Source organism: Actomonas aquatica (genome assembly GCF_019679435.2).
Taxonomy (GTDB): Bacteria; Verrucomicrobiota; Verrucomicrobiia; order Opitutales; family Opitutaceae; genus Actomonas; species Actomonas aquatica.
Map to the genome: position 1 here is coordinate 1,247,846 of NZ_CP139781.1, position 17,505 is coordinate 1,265,350.

Sequence of the window (17,505 nt, forward strand, 5' to 3'; positions counted from 1 at the left end):
CATGTCGACCGCGCCCCATCGCCCTTCAGCTTCAGCGCCCTCTCATCTCGTGCTCAAACGTGGCCACCTCCTGGCTATCGGAGCGGTGGCGGTGCTGCCTTGGTGCATTCTCCTCCTACTGCTGGCTCGGCCGACCGCCATCGCACCGGATTTGGGGAGTCGCCCCACCGTCCCAGTTTCAAGCAGACCTGCAACCGCTCCGTCGAACGTCGCTCCACAGATCGGAGTGTGGGGAGAGCTCGAACTCACCCGCATCGTCATCGAACCGCCCGATGAACTCATCAGCATCAACGCGGAGACACGCACCAGCGTAACTTGGCATTTTGTCGGCTACTCGGAGGACCAACTTATCGATCTGCTCAACAACGCCGCGCTACCCGTGAACCTCCAGGCGCGCCTGCTTGATCACCAAAGTTGGGAACGTCGGGCTGATCGCCTCCTGCTGCGTGTGCCCAAAGACTTGATACTCGCCCTGCCCATGGAGTCCCGCCGGGTGCTTTACGCCGCCCTGTCCCCCTTCGCCGAAAACGGCGGCCAATGGGCTCCGGCGAGCTTTCGCGCCAATTCCGCCGCCGACTGGTTCGCCGGCAGTGGGCTGACCGACCGTACGGTCAGCCTCGTGCAACCCCTACTCTACCGTCGCGGTGCCGCCCTGCTTTTCTCCGACCTCGATCTGATTCTCGCCGATATCAAAACCCAGCGACAACGCATGCTGCTTTTACGCACGCTCGCCCGCAGCACCGCGCAACTGGCCAAACTTCGCATCAGGCCCGATACCGACCTCTCCGCTGTGATCGACTATTGGTCGGTCGGCCAAGCTCGTCGCGCCATCGCCCCCTTGCTTAAATCGCTCCCGCGCGACGAGGACGGTTTTGCCATCGACCTTGTCCACCTGCTCCCCCCCGCCGCCCGACGGCTGGTCTACACCTACGACGCGCCCCCGCCTCCGGGCGAAGAATCGTTCCGCGATTGTCATTGGACCGCCCTCAACTTCGCCAACAACGAACTCGACGACCGCTATCGCGACATCGCCGCCGTGCGCGCCGCCTACGCCACCAACTACATCACGGTCACCGATGAACCTCGCCTCGGCGACATCTACCTTTTCCTCACCGAGGGAGGGACCGTGCTCCATGCTTCGGTCCACATCGCCGGGGACCTCGTGTTCACCAAAAACGGTGCCTGGGCCGCAGCCCCGTGGGTGCTCATGCGAATGTCCGACTTGGTCGACCTCTATCCGTCGGATGAACCGTTGGAGATTCGCCACCTGCGTCGTCGCGAGTAGGCGAACCCGCTCTACCCCAGATTCACCGGGTCCACGTCCATCACTTGGATGACGTCGTCCGGCCAACTGAATTCCCGGCGCAAACGATTCAGATCGGCGATCACGCGGGTCACGCCGTGAGTGAAATACCAGACCTGAAACCGGTAGTGGTCCTTCACCTTTTCGATCGGTGACGGCGACGGCCCACGCACCTCCAGGCGCTCACCCATCTCTTTTTCAACGTGCCGGGCCCACTGCTCGGCGAAGAACATCAGCTTCTCCGGATTCGGCCCGCGGAACGAGTGATGAATCAAGTGCCGATACGGCGGGTAACCAAAGTCTTTGCGCAACTTCAACTCGCCCTCGGCAAACCCATCGAAGTCAGCGTGCCGCGAAAACTGAATCGCCTCCGCCTGCGGCGTGAAGGTCTGCACCACGACGACTCCGGCCCGATCGCCCCGCCCCGCCCGTCCGGCCACCTGCACCAGCAACTGGAACGTCCGCTCCGTCGCCCGGAAATCCGGCATGTGCATCGAGATATCGGCATCGACCAATCCGACCAGCGTGACGTTGGGAAAATCCAACCCCTTCGCGATCATTTGGGTGCCGACCAGGATGTCGATCTGCCCCGCCCGGAAGGCCTGCAACACCTGCCGGAAGCGGTTCTTCTTCGACATCGTGTCGGTATCCATACGCTCGATACGAGCGCGCGGCAGCACCCGCTGCACCGCCTCCTCCACCCGCTGCGTGCCCGTGCCACGCCAACGGATCTCCGGCGAATCACACTCCGGACAACGCACCGGCGCGCCGCGTTCGTGGCCACACAGGTGACAGCGCAGCACCTCGTCCGCCCGGTGGTAGGTCATCGAGATGCTGCAATGCGGACACTCCTCCACGTGTCCGCAGGAGCGGCAGATCATCGACGACGAATACCCGCGCCGATTGAGAAAGAGGATCGTCTGCTCCTTGCGCTCAAAGCGGTCCCGCATCTCGCCGACCAGCTTCTGTGAGAGCGTCGTCATGCCGCGTGAGCGCATCACTTCGATGCGCATGTCGACCACGTCGATGAACGGCAGCTGCCGGTCGTCGATGCGTTGCGTCATGTGCAGGTGTTTGTAGCGACCAGCCTGGGCATTGGCATAACTCTCCAACGAGGGCGTGGCCGAACCCAGCACACAGAGCGCGTTGTTCAACTTGGCCCGCATCACCGCCACGTCGCGCCCGTGGTAGCGCGGCGTTTCGTCCTGTTTGTAGGCCGGCTCGTGTTCCTCATCGACCACGATCAGCCGCAGGTTCTGCACCGGCGCAAAGATCGCCGACCGCGCTCCGACCACGATACGCGCCCGCCCGGTCGCGAGCTCGTGCCAGCCGTCGACCCGCTCGCCTTCACTGAGCAACGAGTGCCACACCACCGCGTTTTGCCCCGGCGCGATCGCTTCGAGCCGACTGCGCAGGCGTGCCACCGTTTGCGGCGTAAGCGCCACTTCCGGCACCAGAAACACCACCCCGCCGCCGGTCTCCAGCGCCTCGTGGATGGCGCGCAGGTAAACCTCCGTCTTGCCGGATCCGGTCACGCCCTGCAGCAGGGTCACGCCAAAGGTGTCGCGTTCGATCTCGGCCTTGAGCGCCTCGTAGGCCGCCTGCTGCTGTTCATTGAGCAAGTGCGGCAGCGCCGCCACCAGCTCGCCTTCCGCAAAATCGTCGGAATACGCCACCCGGTTGACCCGCCGCGCCTCTTCGCGCACGGCCCCACGCTTCAGCAGCGCGTTGAGCGAGGACGCCCCCACCCCGAGTCGTTTGAGCACCAGCGGCTTCGAGACCGGCTTAAACTGCTGCACCAGGAACAGGTAGAGCTTGGCCTGTTGCGGGGCCTTTTTCTCCAGCGCGGCCACCTCCTCCGGGGTCAACTTTTCGCCCACCACCAGGAGTTTCTCCTGCTTGAGCGCGGCCGCCCGCCGCACTGCGCCGGGCAACATGGTTTCGATGATCCCGTCCAGCGGCGCCGCGTAATAGACCGCCATCCACTTGGCCAATTCCAGCAAATCCGCCGGCAGGGCCGGAAAGTCGTAAACGAGCTCCGCGATATGTTTCAGGCGATCGACCGGAAAGTCGTCCGGCGCCCCCACCATGCCCACGATACCGAGCACAAAGCGCCGCCCGATCGGCACGCGCACGAGGGATCCTTTCGCCACGGCAGGCGCGAGCCGCTCCGGCACTTTGTAGTGCAGCAGCTTGTCGAATCCGGCTATGGGATGCACCCCGACGATCATGAGTTGCCCTCCATGAGCGGAGCCGCGTCCGGGTGCAACCGTTCTCCCGTTTTCGCCGCCGCTTTGCGCCCCACAACCCGACGTTGACACTCTCGCCACCGAACCGTGACAGTCAGCGCTGTGAGCAACGACGCCGCGCGCGAAAAATTCAAAACCTACCTCGGCACCAAGGGACTACGCGTCACCAACCAACGCTTGGCCATTTTTGAGGCCGCCTTCGCGCAGACCGAGCACTGCACCGCCGAAGAGCTGCTCGACCACGCCCGCGCCATCGACGACTCCGTCTCCCGCGCCACCGTTTACCGCACCCTGCCGATCATGGTGGAGAGCGCCCTCCTGCGCGAAATCGATATCGGCAAGAACCTCAAATACTACCTGCCCAACGTCGAGGGCGGCACCGAGGTCTCCCAGGTCATTTGCCTCGATTGCGACAAGATCTTCGAGATCAACGCCCCTTTCCTCGAATGGTATGGCAACTCCGTCGCGTCCCGCGTCGGACTCCGCCCGGTCTCCCAGCGCCTGCAGGTGTCCGCCCGCTGCAACGCATTGCGTGACACCGGCGTCTGCAAACACCGCCCGGCCTGAGTCCGCGCCGCTCGCCCTCCGCGCTCCCATCGCCTCCCGCCATGGCCCGCAAAGAAGACCCGGAATGGGAAATCGGCTTTTTTGAGTCGGTCCTCAAGCGCGACCCGCGCTACATCGACGTGATCGCCATCCTCGGTGGCCTCTACACCAAAACCGGCCGCATCGCCGACGGTCTGCGCATGGACCGTCGCATGGTCAAACTCTGCCCCGAGGACGCCACCGCCCACTACAACCTCGCCTGCTCGCTCGCGCTCACCGACCGCCGCGCCGACGCCATCCGCACCCTGCGCCACGCCATTGAGCTAGGCTACGACGACTACGATTGGATGGAAAACGATCCGGACCTCTCCTGCCTCCAGGACTACCCGGAGTTTCGCGACATGATCACCTTCCTGAAGTCGAAATAAGCCGAATTCCCGACCGCCCCCGTTGCGCCGTTCCCGCGCCGCCTTCCTCTTTTTCCCATGCCCGCCGTCCTCGATTACGAACCTCTCATCGTCGCTCCGCGCACCAGCGCGCCGGCCTTGACCGCTATTCAGGAGGAAATCCTCCAACTCAAAAAGGAGCGCAACGCCGTCATCCTCGCTCACAATTACCAGGTCGAGGCGATCCAACAGGTGGCCGACTACGTGGGCGATTCCCTCGGGCTCTCGTATCAGGCGCAGGCCGCCGAGGCCGATGTCATCCTTTTCTGTGGTGTGCACTTCATGGCCGAGACCGCGAAGATCGTGAACCCCGGCCGCACCGTGCTCCTGCCCGACCTCGACGCCGGTTGCTCACTCTCCGATTCGTGCCCGGCCGATCGCCTCGCCGCCTACAAAGCCGAACACCCCGAAGTGTATGTGGTGGCTTACATCAACTGCTCGGCAGGCGTGAAAGCGTTGTCCGACGTGATCTGCACCAGCGGCAACGCCATGAAGATCGTCAGCCAGGTGCCGGCCGACCGCGAAATCCTCTTTGTGCCGGACCAAAACCTCGGCCAATGGGTCAGCCAGCAAACCGGCCGCCCGATGCAACTCTGGCCGGGCAGCTGTTACGCCCACGTGCAATTCACCACGGCGGCGATCGAGAAGATCCGCCTGCAATTCCCCGACGCTCCGGTCGTCGCCCACCCCGAGTGTGTGCAGGCCGTGCGCGATCTGGCGGACGAAGTGTGTTCCACCGAACTCATGGTGAAGTTCGCCAAGGAAACGCCCGCCGAACGCATCATCGTGGTGACCGAAAGCGGCATGCTCCACCGCCTGCAGAAAGAGGTGCCACACAAAACCTTCATTGCCGGCCCGACCAACACCTGCGCCTGCAACGATTGCCGCTTCATGAAGATGAACACGATCGAGAAGGTCCGTGACGCCCTGAAGCACATGACCCCGGCCATCGAAGTGCCCGAAGACATCCGCACCGCCGCCCTCACCCCGATCCAGCGCATGCTGGATTGGAGCAAGCGCTGAAGCGGAAACGCCGTCGCCACTCCGACGCCCGCGGGCGACAGGCTGGATTCGAACACAACATTGTAGGCGGCGAGCTTGCTCGCGCTAACGCTGCCTCTCCGCCCGCCACTCCACCGCACGCGGGCGACAAGCCCGCGGCTACATCCCCCGTCCTGGTGTAGCAGCGGCCGTCTCGGCCGCTCCACCCTCCCCCTCGGCCACGTGGTCAAACCACTCCGACGTTAGCGCGAGCAAGCTCGCGGCCTACACTCCGTAGTCGACCGCGACACTGTAGGCTGCGAGCTTGCTCGCGCTGCGTTGCCTCTCCGCCCGCCACCCCACCGCCCGCGGGCGACACGCCCGCGGCTACAGGCCCGTCATGGTGTAGCAGCGGCCGTCTCGGCCGCTCCGCTGCCCCTCGGCCCGCCTCCCTACCGGCGGATCCCGAACAACAACTGTAACGCGGTCTGCAGATCGCGGTCCGGTTGCGGTTTGCCGCTGCGGTAGCGCACCAGGTCCTTGCAGCGGCAGCTCTTCAACAAATCATCGTCGGTCCAAACCACCTGCGCTTCCAGACTACGGTAACCCTCCACCTCCGCCTGCTCCAGCGGGCGCCACGCAAAGGGCAGGCCGAAGCGGTCGAAGGTCACTTCCCAGCCGGCAACCGGCAGCGGCGTGGAATTCGTGACCTGCAGCGAGGGATAACGCAGCACAAAGTCCGGCGTGACCGTGGTCGCCACCCGCACCGTCACCGCCGGCTTCGACGCCCGCAGGAACTCATCAAAGGTATTCACTTCCTGGGCACGGAAGGCGTCGTAAAACGCCTTCGGATCAAACCCCACCAGGTTCATCCCGTTCCAGAGGCCGTGATCGTTGCGGCTGCCAAACTTTTTCCAGTCATACCAATCCTGGAACTGATCCGTCATTCGCACCCCCATTTCAAAATGCACGTGGGCGCGGTCCTTCGGGATCGTGTAACCACCCGCACTGCGTCCCATCACGCCGATCACTTGGGCCGTGTTCACCCGCCGCCCCACGGCGATGCCGCTGTCGACCGAGGCCAGATGCGCATACAGCGTGTAAATGGCCGGACTCACCGTGTCATGCTCGATCACCACATAGCGCCCGTAGGAACTGGCGCCGGCCCGTGGGTTGATGTGTCGCACCACCCCCTCGAGCACGGTGTAAACCAAATCGGTCGCCTCGCCGCGACGGTCCCGCTCGATCGGCATGAGGTCCAGCGCTTCATGAAACTGGTTTCCCGACGAGCGCACACAGCCAAAGAGTCCCGATTCCACCAGCCCCGAAACGGTGGGCTGGATATACGCCTCCAAGGGCTCGCCATTCGCGTAGGCATGATTGGCCGTCGGCCACGCCAGACGCAGTCGCTCCGCGTCGGTTTGCGCCGCCAACACGGCGGTGAGCATCGATAGGCCGAGCAAAATTCGTCCGAGACGTAGCATGCTATCCCACTAAGCGGCCTTTGCCATGGAGAGCAAATCCATCACGCACTCATCGCGTCCATGATCTCGCCGCCGACCGCATCGGCGACCAGTCGACCGCGGGTGGTCAGGCGCACGCGGCCGTCCGCACTGCGCTCCGCCAGCTCGCTGTCGATCAAACGGCCCAACACCCCGCGCGCCGCCGACCACGCTCCCGCCGGAAACCGTCGCGCCAGCGCCACCGGATCCACGCCCGCATTCATGCGCAGCCCAAATATCAACGCGTCCTCCGCGAGCAGCGCCGGCGTCAACTCGACGCGGTCGTCGCTCATGCGGGTGCCGACGGCCACCTCGTCCTGCCAACGTTGCAGGTCGCTCGGATTGGCGCCGCGCCAGCCCGCAAATTGCGAGGCCGCCGAGGGACCGAAGCCCACCCACTCGAACATCGACCACGTATTCAGGTTGTGCTGACACACGTGACCGGGCCGCGCGAAGTTGGACACTTCGTATTGGGCATACCCCGCCGCCGCCAACCGCTCCCACGTCAGTTCGTATAGCTTCGCTTCATGCTGTGGATCGAGCTTCACCTTCCCCTCCGAGAGCTTCACCCACAGTTTGGTGTCCTCCTCAAAGGTTAGGCAATAGGTGGAAATGTGATCGGGCGCCAGCGCCAGCCCCTCCTCCAGGTCGGCCAGCCAGGCCGCCTCGTCCTGCCCGGGCAACGCAAACATCAGATCGATGTTCACACTCGCGAAGCCCACCGCCCGGATGCGTTCATACGCGCGATGAATCTGCTCCAGCGTGTGCTGGCGACCCAGCGCATCGAGCAACGCGGGCTGAAAACTCTGCGCGCCCATCGAGATGCGCGTCACGCCCACATCCTTGAGTGCGCGCAGGCGGGCTTCGGTCACGCTGGCCGGCGCCATCTCCACGCTCCACTCCGCCGGAGACGTGCCGCCGCAGTAGTTTTGCACCAGCTCACCGAGCCGACCGAGATCACGTGGCGAGAGCAAACCGGGCGTGCCACCGCCCCAGAACACCGTGTCCACGCGCCGCGCACGCGGCACCAGTGTCATTTCCTTTTCAATACTCTGGAGGAAACCACGCACGCCATCTGCGGTCGGACTCGTCTGATAAAACGCACAGAAATCACAGGTGCTCGCGCAAAACGGCACGTGCACATAGAGGCCGAGCGGTGTCGCGCCGCCGGAGCTTTGTCCTCCGTCCGCGCGTGACATTTCGCTCATTGCCAACGCTGTTTGATTGTGTTGCGAATCGACCACTTTTTAATGCGAACGCACATGCAAAAGAACCGGATCCCCCACGCGAGACGAATCTGGCAATGGCTCGCCGCTGCTACCGTGTTGATCTTCTTCACCGGCTGCGAGGAGATGACCATCACCAACCTTACCCCGTCGGCCGTGCCGGTGAACCCGTCGCAGATCTATACGTTCTCGGCTCGGGTCACCCCCAAATCCCGCGGCTTCATGGAGGGCTCGCTCAACCCGCAAATCGTCATCGACGGCAACATCCACACCATGGATCCCAGCCCGCTCGGTGAGGACATCTACGAGTTCGACTACCAGATCCCGTCCGGTCGCACCGAGGTTTCCTACTACTACCTCGCCACCTTCGACGTGAAGTTCCAGGGCGTCGTGACGCCACGCGAGGCCTACACCGGCGTGATCAGAACCAAACTGCAGGGCCGCCTCGTCCTTTCCATGGTGGTCAACCGTGGTCCCGTCGGTGCCCGCATCGGCATCGTCGGCCAAGGCTTCACCCCACAGGACGTCGTCACCGTCAACGGCCAGCCCGCCCGCACGGTCTTCGATTCTTCCAACTCCCTCAGCTTCTTTGTCCCGTCCGTTCCGCCCGGTCGCAACTACCAGATCGTGGTGCAGAGCCCCACGGGCCAGCAACCGGTCGGCACCTTCCGCGTCGACGGCCTCGCTCTCGAGGTTTTCCCGGCTTCCCTCAATCTCGCCCAAGGTGAGACGCAAAACCTCACCTTCAACCTGCCCCAAGCCGCCCCCGCTGGCGGACTGCTGCTCGACGTCACCACCGACGCCCCGGACAGCGTGATCATGCCCGAGGTCGTGATTCCGGCCGGTTCCACCACTGTCACCGTGCCCGTGCGCGGCGGCCTGCCGGGCAGCGGCAGCCTCTTCCTCACCGGCTTCGGCGGCGGCGAAGTGGTCGTGCCGATTTCGGTGCGCTGAACTTCCCCATTGTTAATAGAGCGCCGCCCCTAGTTGGCGGCGCTTTTTTGTGCCCGTTTTAGAGCTCCCCCAGCTCCAGCATCACCTTGACCGGTCGATGATCGCTGGCGCGCAGGACCGGCGCCGAATCCAGGATCACGGCCTGCCCGTCCCGCACGGCCGATTCGAGCAGGGGCGAAACCATCACATAATCGACCCGCGTGTATTCGTCGTTGCGCCGATAGAGGTGCGTCCAGGTCTCGCCGCGGGAATCACTCGCCGGCACTTCGCGCGCGATCTCCAGTGGTCCTCGTTGCGAAAACGCCCGCAGCGGCCGCCCGGTCGGGCCTTCATTGAAGTCGCCCACGATCAGGAATCGCGCCGTCGCCGGTTCCGGCAACAGCTCGAGGATCCGATCGCGCACAGCCGTCGCTTCGCGTCCGCGGCGCATCTCCGCTTGCGGATCATCCCGCCGCTCTGTCAGCCGGCTCTTCAGGTGCACCACAAACAGCGTCACCTCGCCGGCCGCCGTGGCGAAACGCACTTCCAACAGACCGCGTTTTACCAGCTCGCGACCTTCAAAATATTTGAATGACAGGTCGCGGTGTTGCCCGACGTGAGTGAACGGCAGCCGACTCAGCACTGCCAATCGGCGGGTGCGGTCCGCCGCCTCCAGCACGTAGGCGTGCGGGTAATCCAGTCCGTCCGAGCGCAAATCACGTCGCAGCTCCCGCAGGAACGATTCATCGCCCACCTCCTGCAGCGCGAGCACGTCGGCATCCAGTTCGGCAATCACCCGCCGCAGCGCCGTCTTTTCGCGCTCCGGCTTGGGGTATTGGGTCATGAACGCGCCTTCGATCTGCCGATCCGTGAGGTTGTAATTGGCCACGTTATACGTCGCGACCGACACCTCCCGCGGCAGCCCCTCGGTCGCGCCGGAGACCGCTACCGCGATCAAACTCAGGACGAGCGCGAGAACCGGTCTGCCGCGGCGCCACCTCATGCCGGAGTCCGTGCCGCCATCGCCCGCTCCCGCTCCACGATCGTCGGGTGCGAATAATAAAACCCGCTGAACCACGGGTGCGGCGTCATGTTGCTCAGGTTTTTGCTCGCGAGCTTACGCAGCGCCCCGACCAGCGGCGTGTCGCTGCCCATGGCGTCCTGCGCGAAGGCATCGGCCTGGTATTCATGTTTCCGCGACAGCACGTTGCTGATCGGCGTGAACCAGAACGTCACCACGCCGCTGAGCAGCGCAAAGAGCAGCAGCGCCGGGGCGAGTTCGCCGCTCGGGAAACCAAACCCCGCCAAAAACCACGGTGCCTCCATGAGCCACGCCAGCGCCCCGAAGGACAAAAGCAACGTGACCAGGCCGATCACGAGGCGCTGCGGGATGTGCCCGCGCTTGTAGTGGCCCACCTCGTGCGCCAGCACCGCCTCCAGTTCCTCCGGCGTGAGTTGTTCGATGAGCGTATCGAAGAGCACAATACGGCGAAAACGGCCAAAGCCGGTGAAGTAAGCGTTGGAGTGCCCGGAGCGTTTGCTGCCGTCGATCACCTCAATGGTGGAAGCTTCGAAACCCGTGCGGTCGCCCAGCGCCATGAGCCGGTCGCGCAGCTCGCCCTCCGGCAACGGGGTGAGTTTATTGAAGAGCGGCAGGATGAGTTTCGGGTAAAGCACCAGCATGAGCAGCTGGAAGGCAAAGAGCAGTCCGGTCGCCCACAGCCACCAGTTGCTCCCCACCCAATCGACCAGCGCGAGCAGACCCCACAGCAGCGGGAATCCGATCACGAAGCCGAGGACGAGCCCCTTCACCTTGTCGGTCAGCCACAGCGAAACTGTGCTCTTGTTGAAGCCGAACTGCTCCTCCAAGCGAAACTGGCTCCACCAATCGAACGGCAGCCCCGGAATGCTCAGCAGCACGAACACGATGATCACATACAGCGCGTCGTCCCACTTCGCGGCCGGCGCCCACGCCCCCACCTGGGCGAAGAGCCACGGCAGAAATCCGCAGACGATCACCAGTGCGAGCACGCCGGTATCAAACAGGTTGGAGAGGTTGCCGAACCGGATCTTGGCCAGCGTGTAGTCCACCGACTTTCGGTAGGTCGCCTCGTCCATGATCGCGGCCACGGCGGGCGGCGCCTGCTCGGCGTGCCGACGCACTTCCTGACGATTGAGAAGGGAGAGCACCCATTCGGCGACGAGCCGCAGGAGAATGAGCGCGAGCGCGATCTGCAAAACCATGCGCCCAGCACAAGCAGTGACCGGCCCGGGGGGAAACCAAATTCCGCCAAGCGGTCTCGCCCCATCGCGAGTCGGGGCTTTCCTTTGCCGGCCAGCCTTGTCTTCTTTCCCCTTTTGTCGCCTGTGCCGTCCTCCGCCAAAGCATCGCCTCGTCCCCTCTCGTTGGGAGTCATCTTTCTGACTCTCTACATCGACCTGATCGGGTTCTCGATCATCTTCCCACTCGTCCCGGATATCCTGCAACACTACCTCGGCCTCGAGGGTTCGACCGGATTGCTGGGCTCCGCCGTCGCGGCCACCGAATGGATCGCCGGTCTCATCGGCAAGGACTCCAACTTCGCCGCCGTGCTGCTCGGCGGAGTGCTGAGTTCACTCTACGCCCTGCTCCAATTTGTCTTCGCGCCGTTCTGGGGCGCCATGTCCGACCAACGTGGACGCCGCCACGTGCTCACCCTGACCGTGGCTGGCACGGCCCTGAGTTACGTGCTCTGGGTGGTGAGTGGTTCGTTTTGGTTGTTTGTGTTTGCCCGCCTGCTGGGCGGCATCTTCGGCGGCAACATTTCTGTAGCCACCGCCGCCGTCGCCGACGTCACCACCCGCGAGGAACGCGCCAAGGCCATGGGCCTCGTCGGCGCCGCCTTCGGTCTCGGTCTGGTCACCGGTCCCGCCATTGGCGCAGCCACCGCCCAAATCAACCTGCTCGATCACGCCCCCGCGCTCGCTCGCTTTGGCCTGCATCCCTTTTCGGTGCCGGCGCTGCTCTCGCTGGTGCTCAGCGTGATCAACCTGCTGTGGATCCGCGCCCGGTTTGACGAGACGCTCAAGGCAGAGAACCGCACCGACGCCACGGCGAAGATTCGCCTGCGCCATCCGTTGCGTGCCGCCGCGGAGATCCACTCCCCCGCCGCGCGCCGCGTGAATTTCATCGGGTTCACCTTCGCGTTGGCGTTCTGCGCGATGGAGTTCTCGCTCACCTTCCTCGGCGCCGAACGCTTCGGATTCACTGCCGCGGGCAACGGCATCATGCTCGCCTACCTCGGTTTCTGGTCGATCCTCACCCAGGGCATGATCGTGCGGCGCCTGCTCAAAAAGCGCTCCGAAATCAGCGTGCTCACCACCGGCCTTATCCTGGCGACGGTGGGTTTCGCCCTCGTCGGCCTCTCGCCCAACGTGCCGACGCTCTACGTCGGTCTCGCCATCCTCGCGCTGGGCGCCGGCTTCGTGAATCCGGCTACCTCCGGCCTCATTTCGCTCTACAGTGATGCGAATGAACAAGGTCGCGCCCTCGGCGTGTTTCGTTCGCTGGGCTCACTCGCACGAGCCGTGACACCTATCGCCGCCGGCGTCGTCTTCTGGATCGTGAGTGGCACCGCCGTCTTCGGCGCTGCCGCCGCCCTCGCCCTCGGGGCCTGGTATATCGCCCGCACCCTGCCACCGCCGCAAAAATGAACCTTCGCCGCAACGTTTGCCGCTCGTTGTTCGGCAGTGCCCTCGCACTGCTGCTCACGAGTTGCCAAACGGGGCCGCAAACCGGTTCAACCGGGACGATCGAGCTCGCCGCCATGCCCGTCATCGCCGGGCCGATCGCGAAGACCCGGGTCGAGTTGCCCATGCAGTTGGTCGGCGGATTGGTTGTGGTCGAAACCCAAGGCGAAGACGGACCGTGGCGCTTCCTCATCGATAGCGGCGCGTCGCGCACGCTCGTTTCGCCGGAGTTCGCCATCCGCTACGTCAGCCGGCCGGTGGATCCCAATCCGCCCAAAGTCTGGCTGCGCGACGCCACCGGTCGGGCCGTGCCGGTCGAATCGGTCATGCTCGACCGCATCGATTTTGGTCCGGCCAATTTTCAAAACGTGCGCGCGCTCGTTTACGACTGCAGCGAGCTCTCCGACCACCTGGGCATGCAGATCGACGGCGTGCTCGGCTTCACCTTGTTCGGCAACGCGAAGCTCACCCTCGATTACCCGGGACGCAAAGTCGTGATGTCTTCGCTCCAAGATGACACGCCCTTGCGCGGCAGCATTCTGCCGGTCACGGTGCACAACGATGTGCCCTACGTGCAACTGTCGCTGGGGTCCCGCTCCCTCGTCACCCTCATCGACACAGGCAGCGACGGCGCGTTGAACCTCGACCCCGCCGGCCTCGACCTCGAGTTCGCCAGCCCGCCGCGCTCCGGCACGCTCATCGGCACCCTGCACGGCAATCACCGCCAGATCGTCGCCCGTCTCGACAAGAGCCTCTCCATCGGCGGCTACCAGCTCCCCCAGCCCATCGCCGATCTGAGCGGCCAGCTCACCTCCCTCGGCGGCGATGTGCTGAAACACTTCGAGGTCACCTTTGACCAGTCGACCAACCAGGTCGCCTTCTACTGTCCAAGCGAAAACATGGTGATCCCGAGTCCGCCCGTCGTAAGCGCCGGCCTGAGTTTCATCAAAGCCCGCGCCTATTGGCGTATCAACGGCGTCGCTCCCGAGTCTCCAGCCGAGGCCGCCGGTTTCCGGGTCGGCGACCTCGTCAGCCGCATCAACGGCGAGCCGGTCGAAACGTGGGATCTCGAACGCTTCCGCCAGCTCGTGGACGCCGGCGGCACCATTCAGTATTCGCTCATCAAGGGCCGCGACGAGGAAACCCTCGCCGCAGCCACCTACGTGCTGGTCCCGTAACTACACTCGGCGCAGGCGAAACGCCCCGGCGCCATCGTGCCCCGTTTCCCACGGCAGGCTCATCACCGACTCCTCCAGTTTGAAGGCTCCGTGGCTGCGTCGCACGAATGCGGCCACAACCTGCTCGTTCTCTTCCGGATCCACACTGCAGGTGCTGTAAACCAACCGACCGCCCGGCGCCACGCGCTCAGCAGCCGCCAGCAACATATCGAGCTGCTGAATGGCGTGTCGGCGAAAACTGTCCGGCTGCAACCGCCACTTCACATCCACCCGATGACGCATCACCCCGGTGTTTGAGCACGGCACGTCGAGCAACACCGCCGCGTAAGTCGTCGGCAAATTCTTCGCCGTCAGCACTCGCGCCGCGCCCTGCATCACGTTGCCCGCCACCACGGTGGCTTTCACGCCGCTCGGCGCCGCTTCGAGATTGCGCTGCAGTCGCGGCATGCGCCGCCCCGGCAGATCCATCGCCACGACTTGCCCCGACCCGCCAAGACGATCGGCGATGGCCAGACTCTTTCCCCCCGGCGCGGCACACAAATCGAGCACAGTCTCTCCGGGTTGCACCTGCAACAGGTCGACTGCGTGACGCGTCGCCGCGTCCTGCACCTGCATCTCGCCGCGCTCGATCCACGCCGCCAACTCCGGCCAGTGGCCGGGTTCGGCCGAGAAAAAGTCCGGCGCTCCTTCGATCGGCGTCAGCCACTCCGGCAGCTCCGCTTTGGCCGCAGCCTCCCCGCGCCAACGCACGAGGACCGGCGCCGCCGACTGATTCCAACGCAGGAACGCGACGGCGGCGTCCTGGTTAAATTTCATTTTCCAGCGCTGCACCAACCAGTCCGGATGCGAGCCCCACCGGGCCCAGTCCGCCATCGGCGCGTCTGCGGCCGGTTCAACATCGGCCGCCAGCGCCGCCGCGAGTTTGCGCACCACGGCATTGGCGAAACCCGCCTCCTTGGCCGTCGCGAGCCGCTTCACCTGCTCCACCAAGTGGTGGCAGACCCGCGCTTTCAGGCCTTCGTCGGCCCCGCCTTCCAGCAATTCAAAGCCGGCCACGGCCAGCCCCGCCCACACCGTCGGCCGCGGCGGCCGCGTCATTAGCGCATCAAGATGACCATCGATCCGGCCAAGGTGACGCACTGTGCCGACGAGCAGTGCCTGCACCCGCGCCCGCTCACCTGCCGGCATGTCCGCCGGCAGCGACTCCAGCAACCAATCCACCCGTTCCTCGTCCTCCCGCCACTTCACGAGAAGGCGCACGGCCCAAGTCCAAGAGGTGGCCGGAACGGCCGTAGGTTTGTCATTTGCTGTCATCTCTCGCACCATCCGCGGCCTCTCGCCCGCTGCCAAGCTCGAAGGGAGACGCCATGACGTGCCTGTTGACATGTCCCCTCTCGATCCTCTCCAATGTCCAATTCAGTCGAAAAAGTCCCTTGTTATGAATTTGGAAGCCGTATCAGCGCTAATCGCCAAAAAACCGTCGCTAAAAGCGTCCGTAGCCAAACTAGAATCCATGGAGCCCGAGGCTTATGTGGTTCATCGCAGTTGGGGCTTCGGGCAAATCAAGAGCTATGACGAGGCCACCGAGCGCCTGATCATCGACTTCCAGGACAAGCCGGGCCACGCGATGGATCCCGCCTTCTGCGTGAGCACGATGGATGTGTTGCCCGCCAACCACATCCTCGCCCGCAAGGAGACCGAGCCCGACACGATCAAGGACCTGATCGACAACAACCCGGCTCAGCTCGTCGTCGAGGCTCTGCAGGCCTACCCGTCCCAAGCCACCACCGCTATCGACCTCGAAATCACCCTCGCCCAAGCCGTCGGTGAATCGAAATTCAAAAAATGGTGGTCTGCCGCCAAGAAGGTCGTCGCCAAGGACCCGCGCATCGCCGTGCCGGCCAAAAAGACCGAGCTCTACGTCCTGCGTGAAACCCCGGTTTCCGCCAAAGACGAGCTCATCGAAGCCTTCCTTGGCACCCGCTCCGCCCGCCGCCGTATCGCTCTGGCGGAAAAGCTCATCACCGCCATCGACGAAAAGGACGAAGACTCCGAGGAGCTCACCAAGGTCCTGCACATCGTGACCGAGTCCGTGCGTGAGTCCAACCAGCTCGAACTCGCCGAGCGTCTTTACGGTGCTGCCATTCGTGACGATCTGGCCGGCCTCGCCGGTGTCGATGTCGCCACCCTCGAACCCTCTCAGGGCGAAATCATCGCCGATGTCCGCGACCTGCCGGAAATCGCCGACGCCATCCCGGTCGGTTTCCAGAGCCGTCTGCTTGAGCTCATCAAAGCGACTCACCCGATCGAAAGCCGCGACGTGGTCTTCAATCTCCTGAAGTCCTCCCAAGGCAAATTCACCACCGAGTGCATCAATTTCCTCGTTGAAAACGGCTACTCCGACGACCTCGCCGAAACCTTCAAGCGTTGGCAAGTGGAGCAAAACCTCCGCGCCCCGGTGCTGCTCTGGATCGTCAAGAACCGGAACTCCAAGAAGTTCGCCAGCCTCCTCAACGACCTCATCACGCCGCGTCTGCTGAGCGCTATCTTCTTCGCCATCGACTACGAGGCCCTGCAGGCCGCCTCCGCGCGCCGCATCCCGCTCGCCGACATCCTCAGCGACGACCCGGACCTCATTGCCGACCTGCTCTCCACGGCCGATCCGGAGACCGCCCGCGACCTCGCCAATACCCTCATGCTCAACCAGGGCTTCGAGGAACTCACCAAGAAGTCGCTGCTGGCCCGCTTCATCAAAATCTTCCCGGCCACCCAGTCTCTCGTCGCCGGCGACGCCGAGGCCAAGGAGGAAGCCCTCCTCGTCTCCCGCGAGAGCTACGAGCGCCGCCACGAGGAATACGACCTCATCGTCACCAAGAAGATTCCGGAGAACTCCAAGGCCATCGCCACCGCGCGTGAGCACGGCGACCTTAAGGAGAACTCCGAATACAAGATGGCGAAACAGGACCAATCCGTGCTCATGGCCCAGAAGGCCCAGCTCGAGAAGGACCTCGCCAACGCTCGTATCACCGACTTCTCCGAAGCCGCCACCGACATGATCGGCGTGGGCTCCATCGTTTCCCTCAAGAACCTCGGTAACGGCCAGACCCCGACCTACAAGGTCCTCGGCGCCTGGGATTCCGATCCGGACAACTTCATCATCGCTTACAAAACCCCGCTCGGCCAGGCCCTCCTCGGCAAGCGTGTCGGTGAGCAGGTGAAGGTGAAGATCGGCAACACCGAAGAGGACTACGAGATCACGGGCCTCAAACGCATCGTTGATCAGCAGGCCTAACTCCTGCCGACCATCCAATCTGACAAAACGCCGGTCGCTCGACCGGCGTTTTTTTGTATCCACCTGCCAATGGCTATCCTCCCCTGAAATAAGGCTTTCGTCCGCATCTGCTTCCCCGCT

The 17,505-nt window shown here is 64.0% G+C and carries 14 protein-coding genes; 8 read left to right on the top strand and 6 right to left on the bottom strand.

Annotated features, from left to right (window positions below):
* Nucleotides 1–226: 226 nt before the first annotated feature.
* Entirely contained in the window at nucleotides 227–1,285 is a 1,059-nt protein-coding gene (locus tag K1X11_RS04705) for a hypothetical protein (RefSeq protein WP_221031794.1), read from the top strand.
* Nucleotides 1,286–1,296: 11 nt separating this feature from the next.
* Here the strand turns inward: K1X11_RS04705 and priA are convergent, their stop codons facing one another.
* Nucleotides 1,297–3,534 (bottom strand): replication restart helicase PriA, encoded by a 2,238-nt coding sequence (gene priA / locus K1X11_RS04710; RefSeq protein ID WP_221031795.1) that lies wholly within the window; start codon nucleotides 3,532–3,534, stop codon nucleotides 1,297–1,299.
* Nucleotides 3,535–3,639: 105 nt separating this feature from the next.
* Between priA and K1X11_RS04715 the strand changes: the two genes are divergently transcribed.
* The 3 genes from K1X11_RS04715 to nadA are packed head-to-tail and all read left to right on the top strand — an operon-like array spanning nucleotide 3,640 to nucleotide 5,567.
* On the top strand, nucleotides 3,640–4,119 hold the full coding sequence (locus K1X11_RS04715) for a Fur family transcriptional regulator (protein WP_324726096.1): 480 nt from the start codon (nucleotides 3,640–3,642) through the stop codon (nucleotides 4,117–4,119).
* A 41-nt stretch (nucleotides 4,120–4,160) separates the two neighbouring features.
* On the top strand, nucleotides 4,161–4,526 hold the full coding sequence (locus K1X11_RS04720; RefSeq protein ID WP_221031796.1) for a TPR end-of-group domain-containing protein: 366 nt from the start codon (nucleotides 4,161–4,163) through the stop codon (nucleotides 4,524–4,526).
* 57 nt (nucleotides 4,527–4,583) lie between these two features.
* On the top strand, nucleotides 4,584–5,567 hold the full coding sequence (gene nadA, locus K1X11_RS04725) for a quinolinate synthase NadA (protein WP_221031797.1): 984 nt from the start codon (nucleotides 4,584–4,586) through the stop codon (nucleotides 5,565–5,567).
* Nucleotides 5,568–5,977: 410 nt separating this feature from the next.
* On the opposite strand, the gene K1X11_RS04730 is transcribed toward nadA, so the two are convergent.
* Nucleotides 5,978–7,009, bottom strand: coding sequence for a M23 family metallopeptidase (locus tag K1X11_RS04730; protein WP_221031798.1), 1,032 nt, complete (start codon nucleotides 7,007–7,009; stop codon nucleotides 5,978–5,980).
* Nucleotides 7,010–7,050: 41 nt separating this feature from the next.
* Complete coding sequence (hemW, locus tag K1X11_RS04735; RefSeq protein WP_221031799.1) at nucleotides 7,051–8,226, bottom strand: radical SAM family heme chaperone HemW; 1,176 nt, start codon at nucleotides 8,224–8,226, stop codon at nucleotides 7,051–7,053.
* Nucleotides 8,227–8,289: 63 nt separating this feature from the next.
* Between hemW and K1X11_RS04740 the strand changes: the two genes are divergently transcribed.
* Entirely contained in the window at nucleotides 8,290–9,207 is a 918-nt protein-coding gene (locus K1X11_RS04740) for an IPT/TIG domain-containing protein (RefSeq protein WP_221031800.1), read from the top strand.
* A gap of 58 nt (nucleotides 9,208–9,265) precedes the next feature.
* On the opposite strand, the gene K1X11_RS04745 is transcribed toward K1X11_RS04740, so the two are convergent.
* Entirely contained in the window at nucleotides 9,266–10,189 is a 924-nt protein-coding gene (locus K1X11_RS04745; protein ID WP_221031801.1) for an endonuclease/exonuclease/phosphatase family protein, read from the bottom strand.
* Nucleotides 10,186–11,430 (bottom strand): M48 family metallopeptidase, encoded by a 1,245-nt coding sequence (locus K1X11_RS04750; protein ID WP_221031802.1) that lies wholly within the window; start codon nucleotides 11,428–11,430, stop codon nucleotides 10,186–10,188. The genes K1X11_RS04745 and K1X11_RS04750 overlap by 4 nt, the downstream gene beginning before the upstream one ends.
* 162 nt (nucleotides 11,431–11,592) lie before the next feature.
* Here K1X11_RS04750 and K1X11_RS04755 point away from each other — a divergent pair, with 162 nt between their 5' ends.
* Nucleotides 11,593–12,879 carry an MFS transporter gene (locus K1X11_RS04755; RefSeq protein ID WP_225919546.1) on the top strand — a complete coding sequence of 429 codons (1,287 nt, stop codon included), beginning with the start codon at nucleotides 11,593–11,595 and terminating at the stop codon, nucleotides 12,877–12,879.
* Nucleotides 12,876–14,093: an aspartyl protease family protein gene (locus K1X11_RS04760; RefSeq protein ID WP_221031804.1), complete on the top strand. Its 1,218-nt coding sequence runs from the start codon at nucleotides 12,876–12,878 to the stop codon at nucleotides 14,091–14,093. Before K1X11_RS04755 ends, K1X11_RS04760 begins: the two co-directional genes overlap by 4 nt.
* Here K1X11_RS04760 and K1X11_RS04765 read toward each other — a convergent pair whose 3' ends face one another.
* Entirely contained in the window at nucleotides 14,094–15,353 is a 1,260-nt protein-coding gene (locus K1X11_RS04765; RefSeq protein ID WP_324726098.1) for an RsmB/NOP family class I SAM-dependent RNA methyltransferase, read from the bottom strand.
* Nucleotides 15,354–15,606: 253 nt separating this feature from the next.
* Between K1X11_RS04765 and greA the strand changes: the two genes are divergently transcribed.
* On the top strand, nucleotides 15,607–17,385 hold the full coding sequence (greA, locus tag K1X11_RS04770) for a transcription elongation factor GreA (protein WP_225919547.1): 1,779 nt from the start codon (nucleotides 15,607–15,609) through the stop codon (nucleotides 17,383–17,385).
* The last annotated feature ends 120 nt before the right edge of the window (nucleotides 17,386–17,505 follow it).